The following is a 22,526-nucleotide window of genomic DNA, read 5'->3' on the forward strand; positions in this document are numbered from 1 at the left end:
GGAGAATGATTACAGTTGTAAGGGCTCTCGGGCCGCCGACAGCAATGCGGCGGCCAGCATGTCCGCCGCCGAGGTGCTGAGCGCCAGCGGCACGTCATGCAGCATCGCCAGCCGGGTCAGCGCCTGCAGGTCGGCGTCCCCGCCATGCGGCACCGTCGGATCGGCGAAAAAGATCGCCGCGTCCAGCTCTCCGGTCGCCACCAGGGCGCCCAGTTGCTGATCACCCCCCCGGTCGCCGCGCTGCAGGCGACGGATGTCCAGTTCGGGTGCCAGTTCATGCAGCATCCGGCCCGTCCCGCCGGTGCAGATCAGCCGGTGCCCCGACAGCGCCGCCCGGTGTCGCAGCACCCAGGCGCGCAGCTGCGCCTTGCGCGTGTCATGCGCCACCAGTGCCAGCCGCCGCGGCGCCGTGGACACGGCCCGCGCCCGCGCGGTGATCGCCAGGATCGACCGGACCTGGGCCGCGAAGCCCTGGCTTTCCGCCGGGAACACGCCGGACAGCGCCGCCGTACCCACGGTGAACCCCGCCGCGCCGGCCTGCGCACAGGCGGCCACGCGCTCTTCGCTGTCGATGCTGCCCGCCATGATCACCGGCTTGCCCACTGCGGCGCAGACAGAGGTCATCAACTCCGAGACGTCGCCGTCAAAGCGATAGGCCAGCAAGTCCAGCCCATGCACATGCTCATGATCCGCCAGCCGCCGGGCGGAGGTCACGATCTCCTCTGCCGGGCCCTCCAGCACGCTGGGGTGGCCGGTGATCCGGCCCGGAAAGGGATAGTAGCGCAGCGGATGGTTGCGCGTGACCTCGGTCACATCCTGCGCCCGCGTTCCGCCCAGCAGGCAGTCCACGTCGATTTCCACCGCCGCCCGGGCCGAGGCCAGCTCGCTTTCCGCATCCAGGCTGACGACCTCCAGGTAGGACCGTCCCCCGGCGCTGCGGATCGCCGCCGCCAGCCCCTTGAGCTCGGACAGCGGCAGGCCGATGTCCTTGAAACCGATGTGCCGCACGCCCCCTTCCAGCGCCTCTTCCAGCCGCGCGCGGGCGTCGGGGATGGTGCGGTCATTGGCTGTCAGCATCAGGATGAAGTCAAAGGCCATCGGTCAGATCTCCGTCGGGGTCAGGGCGGCGGCCCGGGTCCAGTTCGGGGCCGCCGGGGCGATGCGCAGGTGCGGCGCGTGCAGGCTGGCGTCGATCAGGGCCGACAAATGCCCCAAGGCTTGGCCGGGCGACAGCCCGCCCGCCACCAGGGCCGAGAACACGTCCCCCACACCATGCGGCACGCCCCTGCGCAGCGCCACCGGAAAGACCTGCGTCCCCTCCGGTGAAACCCGCAACAGCCCGGTGGTCCCCGGCCCCACGGGCGCGGATGTCACCAGAACCTCGTCCGCCGTGTCCAACAGGCCCGATGCGGCGGTGCATGCCTCTGCCAATGTCGCCATCCGGGCGCCCGTCAGCCAGCCCAGTTCGAACAGGTTGGGCGTCAGCACATCGGCCAGTGGCACCAGGTCGTCGCGCAGCGCACACGCCACCTCCTGCGATACATAGAGCCCGCCGGGCAGGTCACCCAGCACCGGATCGACGACCACGCGCACCCCGGCCTCGCGCATCCGCCGCGCAAGATCAGCGGCAAGCGCGACATGATCGGACGAAGGCATATAGCCCAGCAGCAAGGCGTCCTGCGCCATCAGCCAGCCGTTTGCGTCCAGCGCCTCGATCATGCCCCGGATCTGGTCGACCGGCACCGGCGCCCCGGCCACATGTGGCCAGCCCGGATGATTGGACAGGACCGTGGTGGGCAATTGCGTGACCTCGTGGCCTAGCGCCTGAAGCGCGGGCACTGCCGCCGACAGGCCCACATGGCCATGCGCGACCCAGCTGGACAGGATCAGGACGCGCGTCATGGCCCTTTTCAGAACCGTTCGACCCAGGGACGCAGGCTCAGTTCATGCGACCAGGCGCTGCGGTCCTGTTCGATCAGGTGGCGATAGCTGCGGGCGATCGCCTCGGGGCGCAACATCGACGAAGGCGCCTCGTCCGGCTCGCTGCGGCCCGGGTTCAGGATCGCGCCGTCGATGTTGACCCAGGCGACATGGATGCCCTGCGGATGCAGCTCGCGCGCCATGCTTTCGGCCAGGCCCCGCTGGGCGAACTTGCCCATCGCGAATGGCGCCGAATTGGGAAACCCCTTTACCCCCGCCGAGGCGCCGGTGAAGAGGATCGTGCCACGCGTGCCTGCCACCGGGTCGGCCTCCAGCATCCGGCGCGCCGCGTGTTTGCCGGTCAGGAAGGCACCGATGGCCGTCACCTCGACCGCCGCGCGCACCTCGTCGGCGTCCAGTTCCGCCACCGGGCCGCGCACCCGGGCAGAGGGGTTGTAGATCACGACCCGGGGCACCGCCGGCAGATCGTCGAACAGCCGCACGACGTCATGTTCGTCCGTGGCGTCCAGCAGGACGCGGCGGGCGCCGGTCTCTTCGGCCACGGCGCGCATTTTCTCGCCGCCACGGGCGGCCAGCGTCAACGCGTGATCCCGCGCCAGTTCCCGCGCCAGTGCCGCCGACAGCCCCTCGCCCGCGCCGATGATCACCGCATGTGCCTTGGTCATTCCATTCCCCTCACGCCGTCCCGGCGAAACCAGCCTAGTGCCATTTCCCCGGCGCTCCAAGCGGTGGGCGCGCCTTCAGAACCCCACCTTGTCGGCCCCTTTCAGGGCCAGCATCTCGCGCGCCTCGTCCGGGCTGGCCAGGTCCAGGCCCAGTCCCTCGACGATCTGGCGCGCCTTGCCGACCTGCTCGGCGTTGGTCTTCGCCAGCACCCCGGGGCCAAGCCAGAGCGAATCCTCCAGCCCCACGCGGACATTGCCCCCCATCGCGGCGGCCATCGCGGCAATCGGCAACTGGTTCTTGCCCGCGCCCAGCACCGACCAGCGGTATTGATCACCGAACAGCCGGTCGGCGGTGCGTTTCATGTGCTGCACGTCCTCGGGATGCGCACCGATGCCCCCCATCAGGCCGAACACCGTCTGGATGAACAACGGCGGTTTCACCAGCCCCTCGTCCAGGAAATACCGCAGGTTATACAGGTGCGAGGTATCGTAACACTCGAACTCGAACCGCGTGCCCGAGGCGCCCAGCGTGGTCAGGATGTATTCGATTTGGCCGAAACTGTTGTTGAAAATGATGTCCTTGTTGCCGACGTAGTCGCGCTCCCACTGGTGGGAGAGATCCGGAAAGCGTTTCAGCATGGGGAAGAGGCCGAAATTCATGCTGCCCATGTTCAGTGAGGCGACCTCGGGGCGATGGGTTTCCGCTGGGCGCACGCGTTCCTGCACGCTCATGGTGGGCGCGCCGCCGGTGGTGATGTTCACGACGCAGTCGGAGGCCTGCTTGATGACGCCCAGGAAGGGCGTGAAGGCCTCTGGCGTCTGGTCCGGGCGCCCATCCTGCGGGTCGCGGGCGTGCAGGTGGACGATGGCGGCACCGGCCTTGGCCGCGCCAATGGCGGCCTCGGCGATCTCCGACGGGGTGACGGGCAGGTGTTCCGACATGGACGGCGTGTGAATGGCGCCGGTGACGGCACAGGTGACGATCACCTTGCGGGGCTTGGCCATGAGGGTCTCCTTGGATCAGTCGGTGTCGGACATCAGGTGGCGGCGCAGGCCGGCCAGGCGGCGGTCACGGCGGTCCTGCCGCGCGCGGATGCTGTCGGGGCTGCGGTCCTGCGGCCAGGTTGCGGCGATCTTTTCGGCGGTCTCGACCGAAAACACCTCTGGCCCCGGCGGTGTCTCTGCCAACCCGGCAAAGAACGGGCCATAGCGCGTCGCATAGTCGATCAGACCGCCCGGAGCGTTCAGGTCGATGGTCTCGATGGGCCCCATCAGCGTCCAGCGCAGGCCCAGCCCGTCCTTGATCGTGGCGTCCAGCCCCTCGACGCTGACCACACCTTCCCCCAGCAGGCGCAGCGCCTCGGCGAGGAGCGCCCCTTGCAGGCGGTTCAGCACAAAGCCGTCGCGTTCCGCTCTCATCCGGACGGGCACCTGGCCGATCCGCGTGTAGATCGCCTCGGCCCGGTCCATCGTCTCTGCCGTGGTCCAGGGGGCGGGGCACAGTTCGACCACCGGCACCAGGTGCGGCGGGTTCACCGGATGGCCCACCAGACAACGCCCCCGGTGGTCAAGCCCCTCGGTAAAGCGTGACGGCACGATGGCAGAGGTCGACGAGGCCAGGACCGCCTCCGGCGGCGCGGCCGCGTCCAGCCGGGCAAAGAGCGCCTCTTTGACCTCGATCCGCTCCGGCCCGTTTTCCTGCACGAAACTGACGCCCGAAACCGCCTCTTCCAGCGTCGGGCAAGTGCGGACGCGAGCCAATGTCCCCGCCCGGTCTTCCAGCAGCTCCTCGGCCTGCAGCGTGTCACAGAGAGTCGCAAAGTCCCGCGGAAACCGCTCCAGCACGGCGGGATCGACATCCCAGACCTGCACATCGTATCCGGCGCGCGCGAACAGCACGCTCCATGACCGCCCGATCAGGCCCGCGCCGATGATGGCGATTGTCTCTGTCATCTCATCCCCTCCCCGGCCAGCGGCCCCTGTCACCCGCGATACCGGGCCATCCAGCCCAGGCTGTCATCCGTCGGTCCCTGGGGCCGGTATTCGGCCCCGATGGGCCGGGTCCATCCCAGTTGCCCGATCCGATCCAGCACGTGACCATAGTCAAGCTCGCCATGATCCGGCGGCCCCCGGTCGGGAACGGCGGCGATCTGGATATGACCGACCAGCGGCAGCAGCGCCTCCAGCCGCCGACAGACATCCCCCTCCATGATCTGGACGTGGTAGCAGTCGAACATCATCTTGAGGTTGGGCCTCCCGACCTCGCGGATGATGGCAGCGGCCTGCGCCGAGGTCGACAGGAAATAGCCCGGCGCATCGTAGTGGTTGATCGGCTCGATCAGGATGGTGATCCCCTCGGCCGCCGCCGCATCGCAGGCATAGGCCAGGTTTTCGCAATAGGTCGCTTGCGCCCTTGGGCCACCGGAAAAGCCCGACATGACATGCACCGACAGCGTTCCGATCGCGCGCGCATAGGCCAGCGCCTCGTCGATGGCGGCGCGCGCCTCGTCCTCGCGGCCCGGGATCGCGGTCAGCCCGTTATCCCCTGCCGCCACGTTGCCGCGCCGGGCGTTCAGGCCCAGCATCTCCAGCCCGGTTTCCTCCAGCGCGGCGCGAACATCCGCCGGCGGCACATCATAGGGCCAGTGGCATTCGACCGCGTCGAACCCCGCCGCCCTTGCCGCCCGGATCGCGTCCGGCAAGGACAGGTCCGTCCAGAGAAAACCCAGGTTTGCAGAGAACTTCATGTGTCCCACTCGATGTTGAAATGCGTGACGACGTCTTGCACCTGCGCCTCTGACAGCGCGCGCGGCGACAGGCCCCGCGTCAGCATTGCCAGCCGCGCGGTGGCCTCCAATTCCTCGATGGCGTTGCAGGCGGCCTCGACATCCTTGCCCGCCACCACCGGCCCGTGGTTCGCCAGCATGACCGCCGAGCGTTTGCCCGCCAGCCCGCGCACCGCCTCACCCATCGCGGGATCGCCGGGGCGAAAGAAGGGCAGCAGCCTGATCCGGCCAAGCTGCATGATCCCGTAGGGCGTGAGCGGCGGCAGGAAATCCTCCGCGTCCACATCCGGCATCATGGACAGGGCGACCGCGTGACAGGAATGCAGGTGCACCACCGCCCCGGCCTGGCTGCGCGTGTCGTAAAAGGCCGAATGCAGGGGCATTTCCTTGGTCGGACGGTCGCCATCCACATGGCGCCCCTCGGCGTCGAACCGGCTGAGCCGCGCCGGGTCCAGACGCCCGAAACTGGTGCCCGTGGGCGAGACCAGCAGCCCCCCGTCCGGCGTGCGGGACGATATGTTGCCCGTCGATCCGCCGGTCAGCCCCCGGTCGAACATCGACTTTGCCAGCGTGCAGATCTGCTCTCGGAGGCGGGTTTCCTCGGTCATCGGTCCAGCATGTCCAGCGCGTCGGTGAAAAAGCTCTCGGCGCCGAAATTGCCCGATTTCAACGTCAGCGCGATGCGCTTGCCCCCGCTTTCGGCAAAACACCAGGGCACGCCCGGCGCGATCTCCCGGCCCACGTCCAGCCGGGTGACGCCCAGCGCCTGCGTCACCGCGCCGGAGCTCTCTCCGCCCGCGACGACAAACCGGCGCCGCCCCATGTCGCGCGCGGCGATGGCGCAAGCCGCCAACGCCTCTTCGACGATCGCGCCCGCACGGGCGGCGCCCAGCCGTTCCTGGGTGGCCCTGACAGAGGCCGGATCGGCAGTGGCATAGATCAGCGGCGCGGCCTCGGCGGGCACCTCACGCAGCCAGTCAATCGCAGGCGCCGCGCCACGGTCCGCCAGTTCCAGCGGGTCCAGCTGAAAGGCCGGGGCGCCCGTTGCGCGATAGGCGGCCACCTGCGCGTTGGTCATCGCCGAACAACTGCCCGACAGGACCACCGCCCCCGGACCGACCTCGGGCGGTGACTCCGCCTCTGCCTGTGACAGCAGCCCGTCAGCCTGCCAGAGACCGGGCAAGGGCATGGCCACGGCGCTGCCGCCGGTCATCAGCGGCATGTCGCGGCAGGCCTCGGCGATGATCTGCAGATCCTCGTTCGCCACCGCGTCCACGACCACATGCGCCACGCCCTCGGCCCGCAACTCTGCCAGCCGCGCGGTCAGCGCATTGGCACCGCGCGCGACGGTCAGCCGGTTGGCCAGCCCCACCGGCTGCGTGACCTGCGGCGCCAGCAGGCGCATCAGGTTCGAATCCCGCATCGGTGTCAGCGGATGATCCTTCATCGGGCTTTCGCCCAGCGGCTGTTCCCCGACAAAGAGAGTACCCATGAAGATCGACCGGCCGTTTTCCGGAAAGGCCGGGCAATAGATGGTCTGCTCCGCGCCAAGGTCACGCATCAGCGCCTCGGCCACCGGGCCGATATTGCCCTCGGGCGTGGAATCGAAGGTCGAGCAGTATTTCCAGAAGAACCGCTCTGCTCCGGCCCGCCGCAGCCAGTCCAGCGCGGCGCGCGCCTCGGCCACGGCGTCATCAACCGGCGCGGTCCGGATCTTGAGCGCGATCACCTCGAAGGGCGCCGGATCGGCAGGTGGCCCCTCCGGCACGCCCATGCGCAGCGACACCCGGACACCGGATCGCGCCAGCAACCCGGCCAGGTCCGTCGCACCGGTAAAATCATCGGCAATCGCGCCGAGCACTGTGGTCACCTGTCGTTCCTCCCCTCGCGCGCGCCCTTGGGGACGGCGTCGCTCCTCCGACACCATCCTTCACGAGGTCCCCTGTCCATTCAAGGCGAATGACCGACGTCCCGGCTGTGCGGGGGCCTCAGCTGTCGATCCGGGGCTTTTCCTTGCGCGTCGCGGGTTCGGCCGGATCGGCCCAGGTCACCCGCAGGCTGACCTCGCACTGGCCGTCCTGGCGTTCGCCCTTGATGCGGACATTCATCAACCCGGCGGTCTTCAGGACCAGTTCGTCGTCCTCGTCGCCCAGCGTCATCTCGCCCTTGGAAAACCCCTTGGCCAGCGCGGTCAGAAGGGTCTTGATCGTCTTCGCATCCTGCAGGGATTCATGTGAGAAACGGCCTTTTTCGTCGCTCATGCCGACCCTTTCGCTGTCTCAGCTCATGCGTTCCGGGGCAAAGTGCTTTGCCGACGGATAGTCACGGCTCAGCCCGATCACATCTCCGGAGGGAAAGATCAAGGTCGCGCCCGCGCCGATGCCTTCCAGCCCCTCCAGCGCGCGAGACGCCCGGTCCAGCGTGATGTCCCCTTCGAGGTGCAACAGCCCGCGCTTGGCCAGCAGGCGCTGGCCGGCGTGGTTGTTGACATGTCCCTGGACGACCATGTGAATGCCCGCGCGGTGCAGCGCCCCAACCCCGCGATCCGTCAGCGCACAGTCCGAGGCGCGGTATTTCGTCCGCACAAGGTTCGCCAGCGGGCCGAAATAGAACCCCAGGGAGGCATCCTCTGCCGCCGCGCGATAGCGCGCGTTGACCGCCTCCGGCCCCTCGTTTACCAGCACATCGCACATGCTGTCGCAAAGGCCCGCATGCACGAACAGCAAGGACCCGCTGCGCGCCACCACGTCCATGCCGTCATAGAACCAGGCATAGGCGCCTCCCGGTTCAAAAAAGACCTGGTGACATTTCAGCGCCGCGGCCAGGATCTCGCGGCAGGTCATCCCCGACCGCGCGCATTCCGCATCGAATTTCTCCAGCTTGGCGCCCAGCTTGGCGGTCTCCTTGGCGATGACCTTGGGGCGCAGCTCGGCACGGGCCGCGCGTTCGAACCGTTCCGCCCAGTCCGCACGCGGCAAGAGCCGGGCCTTGCAGGCGGCCTCGTCCGGCAGGGCGTCCAGGTCGGCCTTGGTGACGAACCGTTCCAGCACTTCGCGCAGGGCGGGCAGGATCTTGCGGCCCATGCGGACGAACAGGTGTTCGCGCAGGGCGGACCGAGGCCCGCGCAGGGCGGCCACGGCCATGCGCATCCGCAGGTCGTGGTTGCCCGCGAGGATATGAACATCCGCCCGCGTGGCGCGCAGCGCGGCAATCGCATCCAGCAGGGCCAGGTTGCTCGGCCCCTTGTCCAGACTATCGCCGCCCAGCACGATCCGCGCCCGCTGGCCGAAGCCTGTCAGCCCGATGCGCCCACCGGCGCGATGGATCACCCCGGCGGCAGTCAGCGAGCGCAGGAACCCCTCGGCATCCGCATGTGGATCAGAAACGAAGACGACGGGCCGGGCCGGCCAGCGCCAGCCACCATGCGCCCGCGCCCGATCCAGACAGCGGGCGATCTGCGGCTGCGTCCCGGCCCCGGGCCAGGGGATGACACTGCGCGGCAGGTCCGGCAGGCAGGCATCCCCGTCAAAGACCTGCGGCAACAGGATGGACTCGCTGCCGATACTGTCCTGGATTTGCGCCACGTTTCGGTCCCCCCTTGCCACGGCCGGGCACTCAGGGGCTCAATCCTTGGGGTCGCCCCCGGGTTCCCTGATCTTCCACGCTCCGGCCAAGTGGGACCACCTACCACCTGCATCATGACAGATCAGTGACGGTCGGGCATGAAACATCGACAGGCGGGCAATTTCCGCCCGATCGAGGATGCCAAGGTGATGACAGGCATGGCGAAAGGACGCCCCGTGCCCGACATGGACGGTCAGCCAGCCGGGCCGCGCCGTGGCCGCCAGGTGATCGGCCACCCGCCGCCCCGCCATCATCAGGCTTTCGGCCCCTTCCAGAGGCAGGCGGTAATCGCTGTCGGATTTCCAGCCCGGCGGCGGCGCGTCATGGCGCGGATCGTCCCGCAACGCCGCCTCGATTTCTGAAGCCGTCAGGTTGGCGGCGCTGCCAAGCCCGCGCTCGGCCAGCGCGGGGGTTTCCTCGACCGCCTCTGTCGCATGTCCCAGCTCACCCAGCCGCGCCGCCACCTCCTGCGCCGTTTGCCAGGCCCGCAACTGGTGCGAGGCATGGATGACGGGGGACAGGCGCAGCCCGTGTTCGGCAATCATCGCCGCCAGCAGATCCGCTCCGGCGCGGGCCTGCGCCCTGCCCTCATCGGTCAGCGGCCAGGGCTGCCGGGCCGAAGGCACGCCATTGCGCTGGTGATAGGCCCCGTGGCGCAGGATGGCGACATAGGCGCGCTCAGCCATCGAAGAGCCGCCGCCCCTCCGCCGCCAGCGCGTCGAAATCCACCCGGCCCGAAACCTCGCAGACCCGAACCCCGCGCAGCGCCTCAAGATAGGGGGCGGGATCGGGCGCGGTGCCATTCGGTTCGAAACTGCCGTCAGGGTGCTGGTAGAACGGACCGGGACTTTTCATGATCGCCCCCAGCAGGTCGGGGCGCTCGGCCAGGGTGACCTCTGCCACCTGCGTCGGCGCATCGGTGCCATGTTCCCAGTTCAGCACCCAGAAATCGGTCAGGGCGCCTTCGAACCGCAGGCGATCGGCGCCATAGACCTCTCCGATGATCAGGTCGTGCTTGTCCTCCAGCGCCCAGAGGTCGGCGGCGGGCATCGCCTCCAGCTCGGCCCGCCGGGCCGGGGTCAGCATGTCCCGCAGGCGCGGGTTGCCAAGGATCGTGCCCGGGTTGATGCGCGGCTGCTTGGGGATGCCGAGCGCACGCGGCGGGCGGCCCGCGCGCACCAGCACCCGGTCATTGCTGAGGAAACACATCCCCTCCATGTCCATCATCCGCAGGATCGAGGTCGATTTGCCGCCGCCCGACAGACCGGAGATCGCCAGCGTGCGCGGCCCCCGTGTCACCGCCGCCGCGTGACACAGCTGCCAGCCCTCGCGCAGGCCGGTGTTCAGGATCTGCGTGTTGATGAAATTGATGACCGTGCTTTCATTCTCGGCCAGCGGCCCAAACGCCACCGCCACGCCCGGCGCCTGCAAAAAGGTGACGCCGCTGCGGACCTTGCGGATCAGCCGCGCACCGGCCAGGTCGCGGATCGCATCCTTGCGCCCGGCCTTGCCGGGTTCGCGCTGCCAGTCGGTCCACTCCGGCTCGGGCGTCAACACCTGCCCCGGCAGCAGGTGCACCGTAATCTCACCCGGCGTTTGCGTCAGCGCCCCGACGAAGTAGGCCATCAGGGACGCGCGCAAAGGCTCGGGTGCCAGCACGGTGACCCCGACATGACCCACCCCCAGGTGAAAGGGCTGCGTCCCGGCAGCCCCCAGGTCCAGCTGCGTCAGCACATCCTCGGCGGTTCTCATGCGGACACCTCTTGCAGGACGTGATCGGCCACCAGAGCGGCGGCGTCGATGCCGCAGCCCTTCAACGCCCCGCTGTAGCCGCCAAAGGCCGAGACCTCGAAGACGATGGGGCCATCGGGCGTCAGCGCGATGTCGACCGTTGTGAAGGTCAGGCCAAAGGGCGCCTGCGCGCGCCGGCCCAGCTCGATCAGTTCGGGCGAAGGATCATAGGGGGCGTATTTCCCGCCCGAGTGGATCGTCGTGTTCCAGCTGTCTGTCTGGCTGACCCGGGCATAGGTGCAGACATAGGCGCCGTTCAGAAAGACCATGCCCAGGTCATGCCCCGACAGGTCGGCCTTCTGCTGGATATACATCACCGGGTTGGCGGCCTTGAAGGCCGCGATCTGCGCCTCGGCATCCGGTGCATCCGAGTCCAGCAGGACCATGCCGCGCGCCTTGGTGGAAAACAGCGGCTTGAACACCGCCGCGCCATAGCGGTCCAGCGCAGCACGAGCGGCTGTCACGTCCTCGGTGATGGTGGTCGGCGGCATGGGAATATCGGCCCCCCGCAGCGTCACGGTGCAGGCCAGCCGATCCATCAGGCGGATCACCCGTTCGGCAGGGCTGAAGATGTGCACGCCACGGGCCTCGGCCACGCGCAGCAGTTCCAGCCGGTCCAGCGCGTCGGGGCTGTATTCCTCGGCGACCTTCTTCAGCACCAGCCCGTCCAGCGCTGTCAGGTCCACCCCGTCGCAGACCAGTGTCCCGGCATCCAGATCCAGAACCGCGCGGGCCATGTCGATCACTTGCCGAAACCCGGTCCGCTCCCCGAAAGCATCCGCAAGCGACTCGGTCGACCATTTTCCGGGGGTCCCGATCACCCCGATCCTCTTAGTCACTGAACAATTCCTTCATGGGCAATCTGAACCGCGCCTCCTTGCCCTCGGGCACGGCCAGCGCGGATTCAAGGATGTAGCGCGCCCGGACCAGCATCCGCCGGGCGTGTTTCTCGTCGACGACAAAGCGGGTCGAACTGGCAAAGGACCGTGCCAGCCCCAGAGCAAGCCGATACTCGAATGTCGGATCCTTTTGCTGCCGGGCGAATTTCGCCGCCATCGCGTGCATGTCAGTCGCCACCGCAGCGATGCGCGCCCGCGTGCCCGCGTCCAGCACCTGCAGGCGATAGTTGGACACCATGAAGACCGACACGTCCTGCACGTAGTCCATGTAGCGCGAGCGGTGCAGGTCGATGAAACGGATCTTGCGGCCCACCGCGTCGTAAATCACGTTGTCGAGGTTGAAATCCCCGTGGATATAGACGGAAAACGGCGCCGCGATCCGCGCCTCGCGCGCTGCCGCAGCGGAAACCAGACCGTCAAAGCCCATCACGGCCAAGCCATTCACGCTTTGCGGCCCGCGCACAAAGCGACTGTGCAGCCGATGAACATCCTTCATCCGCTTGGCCAGCTGTTCCATCGCCTTCATCTCGGCGGGCTCGTCGGTGCGGGTCTGACGCCAGATGTCGCGCACGGTCTTGTGCAGCGCCTTCTGCGCCTCGGCCAGCGCCTCGTCGGTGGCGCCCAGAACGATGTCCTCGAAGGTCTCGCCCTCCAGGTGCTCGATCAGCAGGGCGGCGGACTTGCCGCTTTTCTCGTAGGACAGGATCTCGGGCGCAAGGCCGGGATAGACCGAGTTCCAGCTTTTCACGCCGACGCGCTCTTCCTTGACCTTGCGGCGGTCCCCGTCCTTGAAGACGGCGGCCACGGTCTCGCCCTTGGCGCCGCGCAGGTTGACGCTGGAAATGGCAGAGCCGGAGCGGGTCTCGGCCAGCGGCTGCAGGGTGATCTCCTCGTCCCGCGCCACGCCCGCCAGCACGCTGCGCAGGGTGAAATAGCGTTCGAACTGCACCGACTGGCCGATGTTGATCGACAGGATCGCCTCGGAAATCGTCTGCAGCGCCTCGCCCATGCGCGTGACCTCATTCAGGCACAGCAGCCCATAGGCCAGGTCCTCGGTGTGCTTGGCGCCCTGCATGTCGCGGGTGTAGGTCCGGAACAGCTGGTCGTGAAAGCTGCCCATCTCCGTGCGGGCCTGCCCGATCTCGACCGCCAGCTTGCTGTCGCGTGCCTCCAGCGCCTCGTTGATGCGGGCCACGGTCCTGCGCACCCGTTTCAGCGGCGCACCATAGGTATCGGCCCGCAAGAGTTTCTGCCGGTCGACCCGTTCCGCCTGTTCCACCGCCCGGCGCCCGAGGCGCGAAATCAGGTCGAGGTTGCGCGCGATGGTGTCGATCCCCTGCAGGCGCAGCTGTGTCGCCTCGGACTTCTTGCCCCGCATCATGCCCGCAAGGCAGGCCTTGCGCACGCGCACCGACAGGTTGTGCGAATAGCCCGCCCTTTGCACCAGTTGCAGCGCCGTTTCGGTCCGGGGATCGTCGAAATAGGCGATCAGCCGGGTCAGCTGGCCGTCCAGTTCGGCCAGCAGGAACGACATGTTCTCGGCGATCGGGTCAGGGCGTGGCACAGTCCAGCCTCCCTAGGTGAACCGGCGTGTCCCCGCGCATCAGCGCCAGGTCGTAGCGCGGCAGAAAGGGTGCCTCCGGCCGGGCCGGATCGGCCCAGATCGTGGCCACCTGGCGCTTGTCCGGACGCGCGCCAAGGACAGGCACATAGGCATCGGGCACCGCGCAGTCGAACAGCACCTCGATCAATTGCCGCACACCGCCGGCGCGCTTGCGAAAGACATCCGCGACATGGCGCACATCGCCAACCTCCGGTGCCACCCCGATCTCTTCGAGGCATTCGCGCATCAGGCAGTGCTGCATGGTCTCTCCCACCTCCTGCCGGCCGCCCGGCAGGGTCAGGTAGCGTTGCCCCGAGGCCGCTTGCTTGACCTGCACCAGCACAAGGTTTCCCTTGCGGATGACAGCGCGCACCGTCGGACGTATGAGGTCGTCGTTGTCCATGCGGACATATGGGCCGCCAGAGGCATGGATGCAAAGCCGGAATCGGGCAGGATCGGAGAGACGGACAGGAAATGACCGCGATCAACGTCGAAAGAGAGGCCCGCCTGCCCGACGACCTGCGCGTCGCCCGCGCCGAAAGCGCGCCGCACCTTGGCCCACGCATCCTGTTCTTCAGCGGCGGCAGCGCGCTGAACGGCATTTCGCGACGGCTGAAGCGCTATAGTTTCAACTCGATGCACCTGATCACGCCCTTCGACAGCGGCGGCAGTTCGCAGGTGCTGCGCCGGGCCTTCGACATGCCCGCCGTGGGCGATCTGCGGTCGCGCCTGATGGCCCTGGCGGACGAATCGGTGCTGGGGCAACCGGATGTCTACGCCCTGTTCAGCCACCGCCTGCCCAAGGATGCCCCGCAAGATGCGCTGCGCGCCGAGATCGGGCGGATGGTGCAGGGCAAGCACCCGCTGATCACCGCCATTGCCAAGCCGATGCGCCAGCTGATCCGCATCCAGCTGCGCCGCTTCGCCGACCAGGTGCCCGAGGATTTCGACTATCGCAACGCCAGCATTGGCAACCTGATCCTGGCGGGCGGCTATCTCGGCAATGGCCGCGCGCTGGAACCGGTGCTGTTCCTTATGTCCAAGATGGTGGACGTGCGCGGCACCGTCCGCGCCATCGTCGACGAGAACCTGCACTTGGGCGTCGACCTGGCGGACGGACGCCGGATCATCGGCCAGCGCCGGATCAGCGGCAAGGAGGTCGCCCCCGTCGACGCGCGCATCACCCATTGCTTTCTCAGCGACGGCAAGGCCGAACTGGACCCCGCGCAGGTGCCCCTGCCCAAGCGGAACCGCAAGCTGATCGAGCAGGCCGACGTGATCTGCTATCCCCCCGGCAGCCTCTATTCCAGCGTCGTGGCCAACCTGCTGCCTGCCGGCGTGGGCCGCGCCGTTGCCGCGCGCCGCGTGCCCAAGGTCTACCTGCCCAGTCTCGGAACCGACCCCGAGGCCCTGGGCCACGACCTTGCCGACCAGGTGGCGGCGATCCTCGCGCCGCTCCTGCGCGATGCCGGGCCGGACACGCCGCCGACCGCGCTGATGACCCATGTGATCTGCGATGAAAGCTGGCCCGAGGCAGCCTGCCGTTCCGTGACCGCGCACCACGGCATCCCCTGCCACCGCCTGCCCGCGGGCGCCTCGTCCTCGGCCCGCTACGACGAGGACGGGGTGGCCCGCCTGCTGGTTTCGCTGGACTGACTGACCGCCTAGTCCGGCAACAGCTCCAGCCCCCGCCGCCCCAGCGCCTGCGCCAGCGGCGCCAGTTGATCGGCATTGCTGCCCGCCGCCGTGCCCGCGCGGGCGCGGTCGGCGATGCCGACAAAGATCACGCCGAAACGGAACAGCGAAAAGATGACGTGGAAATCCGTCAGGCGGCCGGTCTGCGCCTGCCCCTCGTAGTGGCGCACGAACTCTTGCTTGGTGGGGATGTTCAACGCCGCCAGGTCCAGCCCCCGGATGCCGCCGTATTCCTGCGGCGTGGTGTGCCAGGTCATGCAGCAATAGCCCAGGTCGGCCAGCGGATGCCCCAGCGTCGACAACTCCCAGTCCAGGATCGCGATCACGCGCGGCTCTGTCGGATGGAACATCAGGTTGCCCAGCCGGAAATCGCCGTGCGCGATGCGGCTCTGGCCGTCATCCTCAGGCAGGTTCGCGTTCAACCACTCCGATAGGCGATGCAATTCCGGGATCGGCGCGCCGGTGGAGCCGTGCAGCTGTTTCGTCCAAAGCCCGACCTGCCGGGCAAAATAATTCCCCGGCTTGCCATAGTCGCCCAGCCCGATGCCTTCGGGATCGACCGAATGCAACCTTGCTAGCGCATCAGCCATACCGAGGTAGATCTGCCGCCGCTCCTCGGGGTCGATACCCGGCAGGCTGCAGTCCTCGAACACCCGGCCCTCCAGCCGCTCCATCAGGTAAAAGGGCGTGCCCAGCGCCGCCGGGTCATCGTGGAACAGCACGGCCTTGGGCACCGGCACCCCGGCCGGGCCCAGCGCCTGCATGACCCGGTATTCCCGGTCGATGGCATGGGCGCCTTTCAGGATCTCGCCGTTGGGCTGCTTGCGCAGCACCATGCGGCGCCCGCCGTGGGTGACGAAATAGGTCGGGTTCGATTGCCCGCCCGAAATGCGCGCCAGCTCCGTGACCGGTGCCGCCCCCAGGTGCGCGTCCAGCACCGCATGCAGGCGGGCGGGGTCGAAATCCGTCTCGCTCATCCCGCCTCCGCGGCCACGTCCCAGCGCCAGAAGTCGCGCCCCTCGCTGCGCAGCTCGCGGCTCAGGACCATGCGGTGCACCTCGTCCGCGCCATCGACCAGCCGCGCCTGACGGGCATAGCGATAGATCCATTCCAGCACCGTGTCCTTGGAATAGCCCCGCGCCCCGTTGACCTGGATTGCCACGTCGGCGGCATCGTGCAGCACGTTCGCCACCTGGATCTTGGCCATCGAGATTTCCTTGCGCGCGAACCCGCCCCGGTCGATCTCTTGCGCGGCCTTCATCACCAGCAGGCGGCCCACCTCGATCCGCATGGCGATGTCGCCCAGCATCTGCGCCACGCTCTCGCGTTCGATCAGCCGCTGGCCGAACCCCTCACGCTGCTCGGCGTAATCCGTCGCGATCTCCATGCAACGCTTGGCCAGTCCCAGCCATCGCATGCAATGGGTCAGCCGCGCGGGGCCAAGCCGCGTCTGAGTGACCTTCATGCCGCGCCCTTCTTCCAGCAGCACATTCTCGGCCGGGATTTCCAGCCCGTCAAAGATCAGCTCGCAATGGCCGCCGTGTTCCTCCGGTCCCATGATCGGAATACGACGTTCGATCCGCCAACCGGGATCGTCGCGGTGGAACAGGAAAGCCGTGTGCCCGCGCCGCGCATCGTCGGAGGTCCGCGCCACCAGGATGAAATGCGCCGCCTCCGCCGCGCCGGTGATGAACCACTTGCGCCCGGTCACGATGTAACGGTCGCCACGTTTTTCGGCCCGGGTCTGCATCATGCCCGGATCGGACCCGCCTCCGGGGTGCGGTTCCGTCATGGCAAAGGCCGACCGCACCGCGCCCGACATGATCGGCATCAGCCAGCGCTCGCGCTGCGCCTCTGTCCCCAGCGCGCCCAGCACCATCATGTTGCCATCGTCCGGCGCGGCGGAATTGAACACCACCGGGCCAAAGATCGAGCGGTTCATTTCCTCGTAGACAACGGCCATCCCGGCCTTGCCCAGCCCGCCGCCCCCTAGTGCGCGCGGCATCTGCAGGCACCACAGGCCCGCCTCGCGCGCGGAGGCGCGTTCGCGGTCCAGCACCTCCAGGGTGATGTTCTCATGATCGTCGTAATTGGCGCGGTCCGCCTCCAGCGGCAGCAGCCTGTCCTCGACAAACCGCGCGACGCGGCGTCTCAGGTCCTCCAGCTCCGGCGAGATGCTGAAATTCATGGCAAGGCTCCTCCGCAAACGTATCCGCCCCCCTCATATGAGGCCGGCACGGTCACAGTCATGCAGGAGCACGGGCCAGAGGCAAGTGTCCGTCGCCCGAAGGGGCGTTCAGGCGCCTTCCCAGAAGCTGACCCCGGCGGTCTCGACCACCGGCGGCGCGGTCATCTGCCCGGCGCGGCGATCCCATTCGGCGCGGATGCGCGGCGCGGCGGCCATCGCCTCGACCTTGGTTTCCCACAGCGCGACGACGGTCCAGCTGCCATCGTCGTTGGGCACATGCGCGGTGCTGATCAGCCCCTCGATCTCATGCGGGCGGATGCTGTCGCGCATGTCGCGCTCGAACGCCGCCTGATCGGTTCCGGGCGTCAGGCGATAGGTGGTGCGGCGGATGAACATGGCCGGTCTCCAGAGTGCTTGCGAACGAAAGGCCGGGGCACAGCGCCCCGGCCCCGATCCTCATTTCAGCGCGCCGACCTCGCGGTAGTACCGCTCTGCCCCCGGGTGCAGCGGCATCCCGGCCAGAGATTGCACCGCGAACTCGATGCTCAGCGCCTTGGCCCAGGGCGCGTCAGAGGTGATGCTGTCCACGTTGTCCCAAAAGGCCTTGGTCACCTGGTAGACGGTTTCCTCGTCCAGGTCCGCGCGCAGCCCGATGCCCACGGCGGTGTCATTCGACATCACCGGGCCGTCGTTGACCTGGTTGCCGTAGATGCCGGCGGGCACCTCGGCCAGGTAGCGGAAGTTGCCAAGGAACTTGTCGACGGCCTCGCCGGTGTGATCTTCCGGCCCGATGAACCGCAGGCTCTCGGTCTCGGTGAACTGGATGAACTGCTGGCAGGGGTCGATGCAGCCGTTGACATACATGTCGATCTTGCCGTCCAGGAAGGACTGAAAGCCGGTCGCCCAGTTGGCGGTGATCGCCTCGTAATCCTCGCCCGCGACCAGCCCCGTGGTGGCCTCGATCCAGCCCTTGGCCGCGTTGAAGGCGCCGCCCCCGGCAGGACCAAGGAAGACGGTCGCGCCCTCGATGTCGTCGAGATACTCGATGTCGCTGTCGCCGCGCACGGCATAGTGGTACTGGCCGTAGGGGAACCACATCAGCAGCGCCAGGTTTTCCGACACTTCGGCGGCGTCGGGCTGGTTGGCGTACATCGCCTTGCCGGTCGACATGAAGTTGTAGATCGTCGGCGATACCATGTACATGTCCAGGTTGCCGCGCGCAGCCTCGATCTGGTGCAGGGTGGCGGCCCCGCCCCCGGCGACCTCGATCTGGATGTCGGACAGTTTGCCGTTCACCACGTTGGCAAAGGTCGCCATCGTGATCGCTTGGCCCAGGCTGGGTTCGATCGTGGCCATTTTCAGTGTCTCCTGCGCCAGGCCCGCGGTGGCAGAGACGGTCAGGGCAGCAGCGGCTGCAAGTGTCAGGTGTCGCATCGGATTTCCTCCCTGTTCGGTGCGAATGTCGAAAGTCATGTAGTGGCCGCGCCGGGCCGACCGGCCAGGCGCGGACTGATGAAGAGAAGCGCAAGCCCCAGCACCGCCGCCGGACCGGCAAGGATCATCTGCGGCAGCAGGACCGCGCCGCCCAAGGCAACGCGCAGCAGGCGTTCCACGGGTGCGATCCGTGTCCGGTCATAGCCCGCCAGCGCCGAGGCGATCAGCCACATCGCAAGGGTGAAGGCGGCAATGATCCAGAAGAACTCGAACCATGTGACCGTGGCAATGTCGATCATCGCGCGCGAGTCGACCCGATCCTCGCCGAACCATTCGAACACCACCTGCAGTTTATACAGGACCGCGGGGTGATAGACGAAGACGAAGGGGATCAGGAAACCGGCCAGGGCGATCTTGGCCGCCTCGAACCCCGTCTTGATCGGGTCGGCCCCGGCAATGGGCGCGGCGGCAAAGGCGGCCAGGGCCACAGGTGGCGTCACCGTCGACATCATGGCGAAGAAGACCACGAAGAGGTGCAGCGTCAGCGGCGCGATACCCACCGTATCGATGCCCGAGCTGAGCGCGATCACGATGATGAAATAGGTCGCCCCCGGCGGCAGCCCCATGCCCAGGACGATGGCGCCAAAGGCCACCACGATCAGCACCAGCGGCAACGGCCCGCTTGCGGCTTCGGCCAGCAGCTGCGACAGCCGCCCGGAAAAGCCCGAGGTCTGGATCAGCCCGACGATCAGCCCGATGGCGGTCACGATCACCACGATCGACCCGGCCATGCGGCCCGCGTCGACAAAGGCGTGCCAGATGCGGCTGGCGGACCGGAACTCGCGGAACAGCACCGCCGCAGCCACCACCGCAACGACCAGCCCGTAAAACCCGGCCTTGGGCACCGAGGGCTGCGCGAAAAGGAAGTAGGACAGCGTCCCCAGCGGCAGCACGAAGACCAGGCATTGCACCCATTCCCCGCGTGTCAGTTTCGGCCGCGCCTCGGGGGGCAGAGCGCCGACACCCCGCTTGCGGGCCTCGAAATAGACGGCAAGGAAGGTGCCCAGGTAGAAGAAGGCGGCCGGCAGGATCGCGGCGACCACGATATAGCGGTACTCCAGCCCAATCTGCCCGGCGACGAAGAAGGCGACGACGCCCATGACCGGCGGCATGATCTGCCCCCCGGTCGAGGCGGCGGCCTCGACCGCGCCGGCAAAGGCGGGTTTGAACCCGGCCCGGCGGATCACCGGGATCGTCATCACCCCCGTGGACACCACGTTCGAAATCGCCGCACCGCTCAGCGTGCCGAACAGCGCCGAAGAGGCGACAGAGGCATGGGCTGCCCCGCCGGTCATGCCCCCGGTCAGCCGGTTGGCGATCTTCATCAGCAGGTCCCCCGCGCCCGAGGCCATGAGCACGGCGCCGAAGACGATGAAGATCAGCACGTTGCCCGTCACCACCTGGATCGGCTGGCCGAACATGCCGCCCGTCTGGGCCCAGAACTGCAGCACCATCTGGCGCAGGTTCTGCGCCATCGTCGATTCCGACCCGGCCAGGATGCCGGTCCATTCCGGCAGCCAGCCCTTGGCAAAGAAATAGATCACCCAGAACAGGCAGAAGGCGACGATGAACCCTCCGAACAGCCGCCATGTCAGGTAAAGCGTGATCGCCGTGGCCAGCGGGAACATGACGAAGTCGATGGGCCGCGCCACCGGCAAGGCACCCGCGTCCGAAGCGAAGATGGCGATGATCCAGCTGCTGAAAGCGACAACCGCCAGCACCGTCAGCCCCCAGTTGATCCCCCGCTGCCCCGGCTTGCGGTGCAGCGTCAGCAGGGTGATGGCAAAGCTCATCACGATGGGCAGACCGATGATCAGCCCGGTCGGCAGCAGGAACGACTGTTCAAAGCTGCGATAGGCCGCCCCCAGCCAGTGTTCGCGCAGGAACACCCGCTGGTCGCGGCGGCTCATCTCGTCGAAGGCCGGTGTCGTCGTCTCGATGAACCAGCGGACAAACTCGCTGATCGGACCGGAGGCCGAGTAGAGAACGATGACAAGGGCAAAGGCCACCGCAACCACGTCGGCCAGGTGCTTGTCGAACAGGGCGCCGCCGCGATCGGGCGCGGGCGCTTCCGTATCTTCAGACGTCATGGCTCTCCTCCTTCGCCATAGGTGTCTTTGCGTGGACCTGGCGGGCGGGACCGCGGTATTTCACGGTCAGCTCCTCCGGAACCTCGCTGCCATCGGCCAGGAAGGGCAGGATGCCCCGCCGCATGGACCGGCCTCGCGCCGCGCGCACGTCGTCATCCGACATGGTCACGCGCTGCGCCATGCGGCGCCCCCATTGCCCGAGGCAGTCATACAGCCGGTCGACCTGTGCCTGATACGCGGGATCATCGCCCAGGTCGGCGAACTCGTGCGGATCGGTTTCAAGGTCGAACAGCATCGGGCGGAAACCGCCCTCGAAGTGGATCAGCTTCCAGCGCCCGTCAAAGACCATCATCATGCGCGCATCGCGGGGCTGGACGCCCAGGGCCTCGGCCCGTGGCGTAACGGAATAATCATACTCGCTGATGACGAATTGGCGCCAGTCCTTTGGCGCCTCGCCGCGCAGCCAGGGCATCAGCGACCGCCCCTCGATGATGTGATCCGGCACCGCGCCGCCCGCCGCCTCGACAAAGGTGGCGGCCAGGTCGATGCCCTCGACCAGCGCATCGCAGGTCGTCCCGCGCGTCGCATCGGCGCTGGTGCGCGGATCGCAGATGATCATCGGGATCTTGACCGAGGCCTCGTGGAAGAAATCCTTTTCCCCCAGCCAGTGATCGCCCAGGTAATCGCCGTGGTCCGAGGTCAGGACGATCATCGTGTCATCCAACTGACCCGTCGCCTCGAGGTGGTCCAGCAGCCGGCCCAACTGGTCGTCGCATTGCTTGATCAACCCCATGTAGGCCGGGATCACCTTGTCTCGCACCTCGTCGCGCTGGAACGCCTGCGCCACGCGGGCGTCATGATAGGCGCCCAGAACCGGGTGCGGATCGTCCAGCTCGACCGGGTGGCGCAGGGGCGGCTGAATCTGGTTGTGACCGTACATGTCGTGATAGGGCGCGGGCACGATGTAGGGCCAGTGCGGCTTGATGAAGCTCACATGCGCGCACCACGGCCCCTTGGCCTGGTCGACAAAGCGGATGGTTTCCGAGGTCAGCCAGGGCGTCTCGCTGTCCTCTTCGCGGATGTTGGCCGGCTTGTCGGCGTTCATGAACATCCAGCCACTGGCGATCTCTCCGTCGCTGACCCCTGCGTTCGCGTAATCGGCCCAGGGGTTGTCCCCGTCATAGCCCCGCGCCTTCAGGTACTCGTTGTAGGGAGAGCGTTTCTGGTCATAGTCCCCGTCCGGTCCCGATCCCCAAAGCCCGTCATCCCGCGCCCAGGCGTCGAACCCGCAATCGGCCTGCCGTGCGCCGATCAGGCTGTCGGGCGCAAGACCCAGCCGTTCCATGCCCTTGGCATCCGCCTTCATGTGGGTCTTGCCCAGCAGCCAGCAGTCCATGCCCAGCGCCCGAAGGTGATCGCCCAGCGTCACCTCGCCCACCCGCAGAGGAAAGCCGTTCCACTGCGCCCCGTGGGACGAGACATAGCGCCCGGTGTAGAAACTCATCCGGGAGGCGCCGCAGATCGGCGATTGCACATAGGCATTGGTGAACCGCACGCCGCGTTCGGCGACACGGTCGAAATTCGGCGTATGCAGATGCGGATGCCCGGCACAGCTCAGGTAATCGAACCGCAACTGGTCATACATGATGAAAAGGATATTCATCGTGCCCCTCCTCCCTTGCCGGGGACAAAGGCACACCCCGGACAAGAGCGGAGTACAGCCGCCAAGGCAAGTCAGGGAGACCCTGAA

General features: G+C 67.6%; 22 protein-coding genes. 1 reads left to right on the forward strand and 21 read right to left on the reverse strand.

Features of this window, described 5'->3' with window-relative positions; translation table 11 throughout:
• Positions 1–9: 9 nt before the first annotated feature.
• The 15 genes from G9Q80_RS22390 to G9Q80_RS22460 all read right to left on the reverse strand — a co-directional run bounded on the left by G9Q80_RS22390 (position 10) and on the right by G9Q80_RS22460 (position 13,712).
• The gene (locus tag G9Q80_RS22390) at positions 10–1,098 is read right to left on the reverse strand and encodes a methylglyoxal synthase (protein WP_088715688.1); all 1,089 of its coding nucleotides are present in this window, start codon (positions 1,096–1,098) and stop codon (positions 10–12) included.
• Between the two features lie 3 nt (positions 1,099–1,101).
• Entirely contained in the window at positions 1,102–1,902 is an 801-nt protein-coding gene (locus tag G9Q80_RS22395) for a bifunctional hydroxymethylpyrimidine kinase/phosphomethylpyrimidine kinase (protein ID WP_088715687.1), read from the reverse strand.
• A gap of 8 nt (positions 1,903–1,910) precedes the next feature.
• On the reverse strand, positions 1,911–2,606 hold the full coding sequence (locus G9Q80_RS22400) for an SDR family NAD(P)-dependent oxidoreductase (protein ID WP_088715686.1): 696 nt from the start codon (positions 2,604–2,606) through the stop codon (positions 1,911–1,913).
• Between the two features lie 75 nt (positions 2,607–2,681).
• Positions 2,682–3,611, reverse strand: coding sequence for a 3,5-dioxohexanoate:acetyl-CoA acetone transferase (gene kce / locus G9Q80_RS22405; RefSeq protein ID WP_088715685.1), 930 nt, complete (start codon positions 3,609–3,611; stop codon positions 2,682–2,684).
• Positions 3,612–3,626: 15 nt separating this feature from the next.
• Positions 3,627–4,559, reverse strand: a complete 933-nt coding sequence (locus G9Q80_RS22410) for a 3-hydroxyacyl-CoA dehydrogenase (RefSeq protein WP_088715684.1) — start codon at positions 4,557–4,559, stop codon at positions 3,627–3,629.
• Positions 4,560–4,588: 29 nt separating this feature from the next.
• Positions 4,589–5,353 (reverse strand): hydroxypyruvate isomerase family protein, encoded by a 765-nt coding sequence (locus G9Q80_RS22415; RefSeq protein WP_088715683.1) that lies wholly within the window; start codon positions 5,351–5,353, stop codon positions 4,589–4,591.
• The gene (gene otnC, locus G9Q80_RS22420; protein ID WP_088715682.1) at positions 5,350–6,000 is read right to left on the reverse strand and encodes a 3-oxo-tetronate 4-phosphate decarboxylase; all 651 of its coding nucleotides are present in this window, start codon (positions 5,998–6,000) and stop codon (positions 5,350–5,352) included. Before otnC ends, G9Q80_RS22415 begins: the two co-directional genes overlap by 4 nt.
• On the reverse strand, positions 5,997–7,262 hold the full coding sequence (gene otnK / locus G9Q80_RS22425; RefSeq protein ID WP_088715681.1) for a 3-oxo-tetronate kinase: 1,266 nt from the start codon (positions 7,260–7,262) through the stop codon (positions 5,997–5,999). The genes otnC and otnK overlap by 4 nt, the downstream gene beginning before the upstream one ends.
• A gap of 118 nt (positions 7,263–7,380) precedes the next feature.
• Positions 7,381–7,653, reverse strand: coding sequence for an amphi-Trp domain-containing protein (locus G9Q80_RS22430; RefSeq protein ID WP_074622692.1), 273 nt, complete (start codon positions 7,651–7,653; stop codon positions 7,381–7,383).
• Between the two features lie 18 nt (positions 7,654–7,671).
• Positions 7,672–8,976, reverse strand: coding sequence for a metallophosphoesterase (locus tag G9Q80_RS22435; protein WP_232788237.1), 1,305 nt, complete (start codon positions 8,974–8,976; stop codon positions 7,672–7,674).
• Between the two features lie 39 nt (positions 8,977–9,015).
• A complete protein-coding gene (locus G9Q80_RS22440; RefSeq protein ID WP_088715680.1) occupies positions 9,016–9,702 on the reverse strand; it encodes a histidine phosphatase family protein in 687 nt (228 codons plus the stop codon).
• Positions 9,695–10,768 (reverse strand): HprK-related kinase B, encoded by a 1,074-nt coding sequence (locus tag G9Q80_RS22445; RefSeq protein ID WP_088715679.1) that lies wholly within the window; start codon positions 10,766–10,768, stop codon positions 9,695–9,697. The genes G9Q80_RS22440 and G9Q80_RS22445 overlap by 8 nt, the downstream gene beginning before the upstream one ends.
• Entirely contained in the window at positions 10,765–11,646 is an 882-nt protein-coding gene (locus tag G9Q80_RS22450) for a GAK system ATP-grasp enzyme (RefSeq protein WP_088715678.1), read from the reverse strand. The genes G9Q80_RS22445 and G9Q80_RS22450 overlap by 4 nt, the downstream gene beginning before the upstream one ends.
• Positions 11,639–13,270 (reverse strand): phosphotransferase, encoded by a 1,632-nt coding sequence (locus G9Q80_RS22455; RefSeq protein ID WP_088715677.1) that lies wholly within the window; start codon positions 13,268–13,270, stop codon positions 11,639–11,641. Before G9Q80_RS22455 ends, G9Q80_RS22450 begins: the two co-directional genes overlap by 8 nt.
• A complete protein-coding gene (locus tag G9Q80_RS22460; RefSeq protein WP_088715676.1) occupies positions 13,257–13,712 on the reverse strand; it encodes an NUDIX domain-containing protein in 456 nt (151 codons plus the stop codon). The genes G9Q80_RS22455 and G9Q80_RS22460 overlap by 14 nt, the downstream gene beginning before the upstream one ends.
• A gap of 71 nt (positions 13,713–13,783) precedes the next feature.
• On the opposite strand from G9Q80_RS22460, the gene G9Q80_RS22465 reads away from it, so the two are divergent.
• Entirely contained in the window at positions 13,784–14,965 is a 1,182-nt protein-coding gene (locus tag G9Q80_RS22465; RefSeq protein ID WP_043141797.1) for a GAK system CofD-like protein, read from the forward strand.
• Positions 14,966–14,973: 8 nt separating this feature from the next.
• Here G9Q80_RS22465 and G9Q80_RS22470 read toward each other — a convergent pair whose 3' ends face one another.
• From G9Q80_RS22470 to G9Q80_RS22495, 6 genes are all read right to left on the reverse strand, one after another.
• On the reverse strand, positions 14,974–15,981 hold the full coding sequence (locus G9Q80_RS22470) for a phosphotransferase family protein (RefSeq protein ID WP_088715675.1): 1,008 nt from the start codon (positions 15,979–15,981) through the stop codon (positions 14,974–14,976).
• Positions 15,978–17,192: an acyl-CoA dehydrogenase family protein gene (locus tag G9Q80_RS22475; RefSeq protein WP_088715674.1), complete on the reverse strand. Its 1,215-nt coding sequence runs from the start codon at positions 17,190–17,192 to the stop codon at positions 15,978–15,980. Before G9Q80_RS22475 ends, G9Q80_RS22470 begins: the two co-directional genes overlap by 4 nt.
• A gap of 108 nt (positions 17,193–17,300) precedes the next feature.
• A complete protein-coding gene (locus G9Q80_RS22480; protein ID WP_088715673.1) occupies positions 17,301–17,588 on the reverse strand; it encodes a hypothetical protein in 288 nt (95 codons plus the stop codon).
• Between the two features lie 60 nt (positions 17,589–17,648).
• Positions 17,649–18,626: a TAXI family TRAP transporter solute-binding subunit gene (locus tag G9Q80_RS22485; RefSeq protein ID WP_157903847.1), complete on the reverse strand. Its 978-nt coding sequence runs from the start codon at positions 18,624–18,626 to the stop codon at positions 17,649–17,651.
• 35 nt (positions 18,627–18,661) lie between these two features.
• Entirely contained in the window at positions 18,662–20,776 is a 2,115-nt protein-coding gene (locus tag G9Q80_RS22490; RefSeq protein WP_088715671.1) for a TRAP transporter permease, read from the reverse strand.
• Positions 20,766–22,439, reverse strand: coding sequence for a sulfatase-like hydrolase/transferase (locus G9Q80_RS22495; RefSeq protein WP_088715670.1), 1,674 nt, complete (start codon positions 22,437–22,439; stop codon positions 20,766–20,768). The genes G9Q80_RS22490 and G9Q80_RS22495 overlap by 11 nt, the downstream gene beginning before the upstream one ends.
• Positions 22,440–22,526 lie beyond the last annotated feature (87 nt).

It is taken from the genome of Mameliella sp. LZ-28, assembly GCF_012274245.1.
GTDB classification, from domain to species: domain Bacteria; phylum Pseudomonadota; class Alphaproteobacteria; order Rhodobacterales; family Rhodobacteraceae; genus Antarctobacter; species Antarctobacter albus.

Excerpts from the sequence above, each read along its gene's own strand:
- G9Q80_RS22390 (WP_088715688.1), bottom strand. The coding sequence starts at position 1,098 with ATGGCCTTTGACTTCATCCTGATGCTGACAGCCAATGACCGCACCATC.
- G9Q80_RS22395 (WP_088715687.1), bottom strand. The coding sequence starts at position 1,902 with ATGACGCGCGTCCTGATCCTGTCCAGCTGGGTCGCGCATGGCCATGTG.
- G9Q80_RS22400 (WP_088715686.1), bottom strand. The coding sequence starts at position 2,606 with ATGACCAAGGCACATGCGGTGATCATCGGCGCGGGCGAGGGGCTGTCG.
- kce (WP_088715685.1), bottom strand. The coding sequence starts at position 3,611 with ATGGCCAAGCCCCGCAAGGTGATCGTCACCTGTGCCGTCACCGGCGCC.
- G9Q80_RS22410 (WP_088715684.1), bottom strand. The coding sequence starts at position 4,559 with ATGACAGAGACAATCGCCATCATCGGCGCGGGCCTGATCGGGCGGTCA.
- G9Q80_RS22415 (WP_088715683.1), bottom strand. The coding sequence starts at position 5,353 with ATGAAGTTCTCTGCAAACCTGGGTTTTCTCTGGACGGACCTGTCCTTG.
- otnC (WP_088715682.1), bottom strand. The coding sequence starts at position 6,000 with ATGACCGAGGAAACCCGCCTCCGAGAGCAGATCTGCACGCTGGCAAAG.
- G9Q80_RS22430 (WP_074622692.1), bottom strand. The coding sequence starts at position 7,653 with ATGAGCGACGAAAAAGGCCGTTTCTCACATGAATCCCTGCAGGATGCG.
- G9Q80_RS22440 (WP_088715680.1), bottom strand. The coding sequence starts at position 9,702 with ATGGCTGAGCGCGCCTATGTCGCCATCCTGCGCCACGGGGCCTATCAC.
- G9Q80_RS22445 (WP_088715679.1), bottom strand. The coding sequence starts at position 10,768 with ATGAGAACCGCCGAGGATGTGCTGACGCAGCTGGACCTGGGGGCTGCC.
- G9Q80_RS22460 (WP_088715676.1), bottom strand. The coding sequence starts at position 13,712 with ATGGACAACGACGACCTCATACGTCCGACGGTGCGCGCTGTCATCCGC.
- G9Q80_RS22465 (WP_043141797.1), top strand. The coding sequence starts at position 13,784 with ATGACCGCGATCAACGTCGAAAGAGAGGCCCGCCTGCCCGACGACCTG.
- G9Q80_RS22470 (WP_088715675.1), bottom strand. The coding sequence starts at position 15,981 with ATGAGCGAGACGGATTTCGACCCCGCCCGCCTGCATGCGGTGCTGGAC.
- G9Q80_RS22475 (WP_088715674.1), bottom strand. The coding sequence starts at position 17,192 with ATGAATTTCAGCATCTCGCCGGAGCTGGAGGACCTGAGACGCCGCGTC.
- G9Q80_RS22480 (WP_088715673.1), bottom strand. The coding sequence starts at position 17,588 with ATGTTCATCCGCCGCACCACCTATCGCCTGACGCCCGGAACCGATCAG.
- G9Q80_RS22485 (WP_157903847.1), bottom strand. The coding sequence starts at position 18,626 with ATGCGACACCTGACACTTGCAGCCGCTGCTGCCCTGACCGTCTCTGCC.
- G9Q80_RS22490 (WP_088715671.1), bottom strand. The coding sequence starts at position 20,776 with ATGACGTCTGAAGATACGGAAGCGCCCGCGCCCGATCGCGGCGGCGCC.
- G9Q80_RS22495 (WP_088715670.1), bottom strand. The coding sequence starts at position 22,439 with ATGAATATCCTTTTCATCATGTATGACCAGTTGCGGTTCGATTACCTG.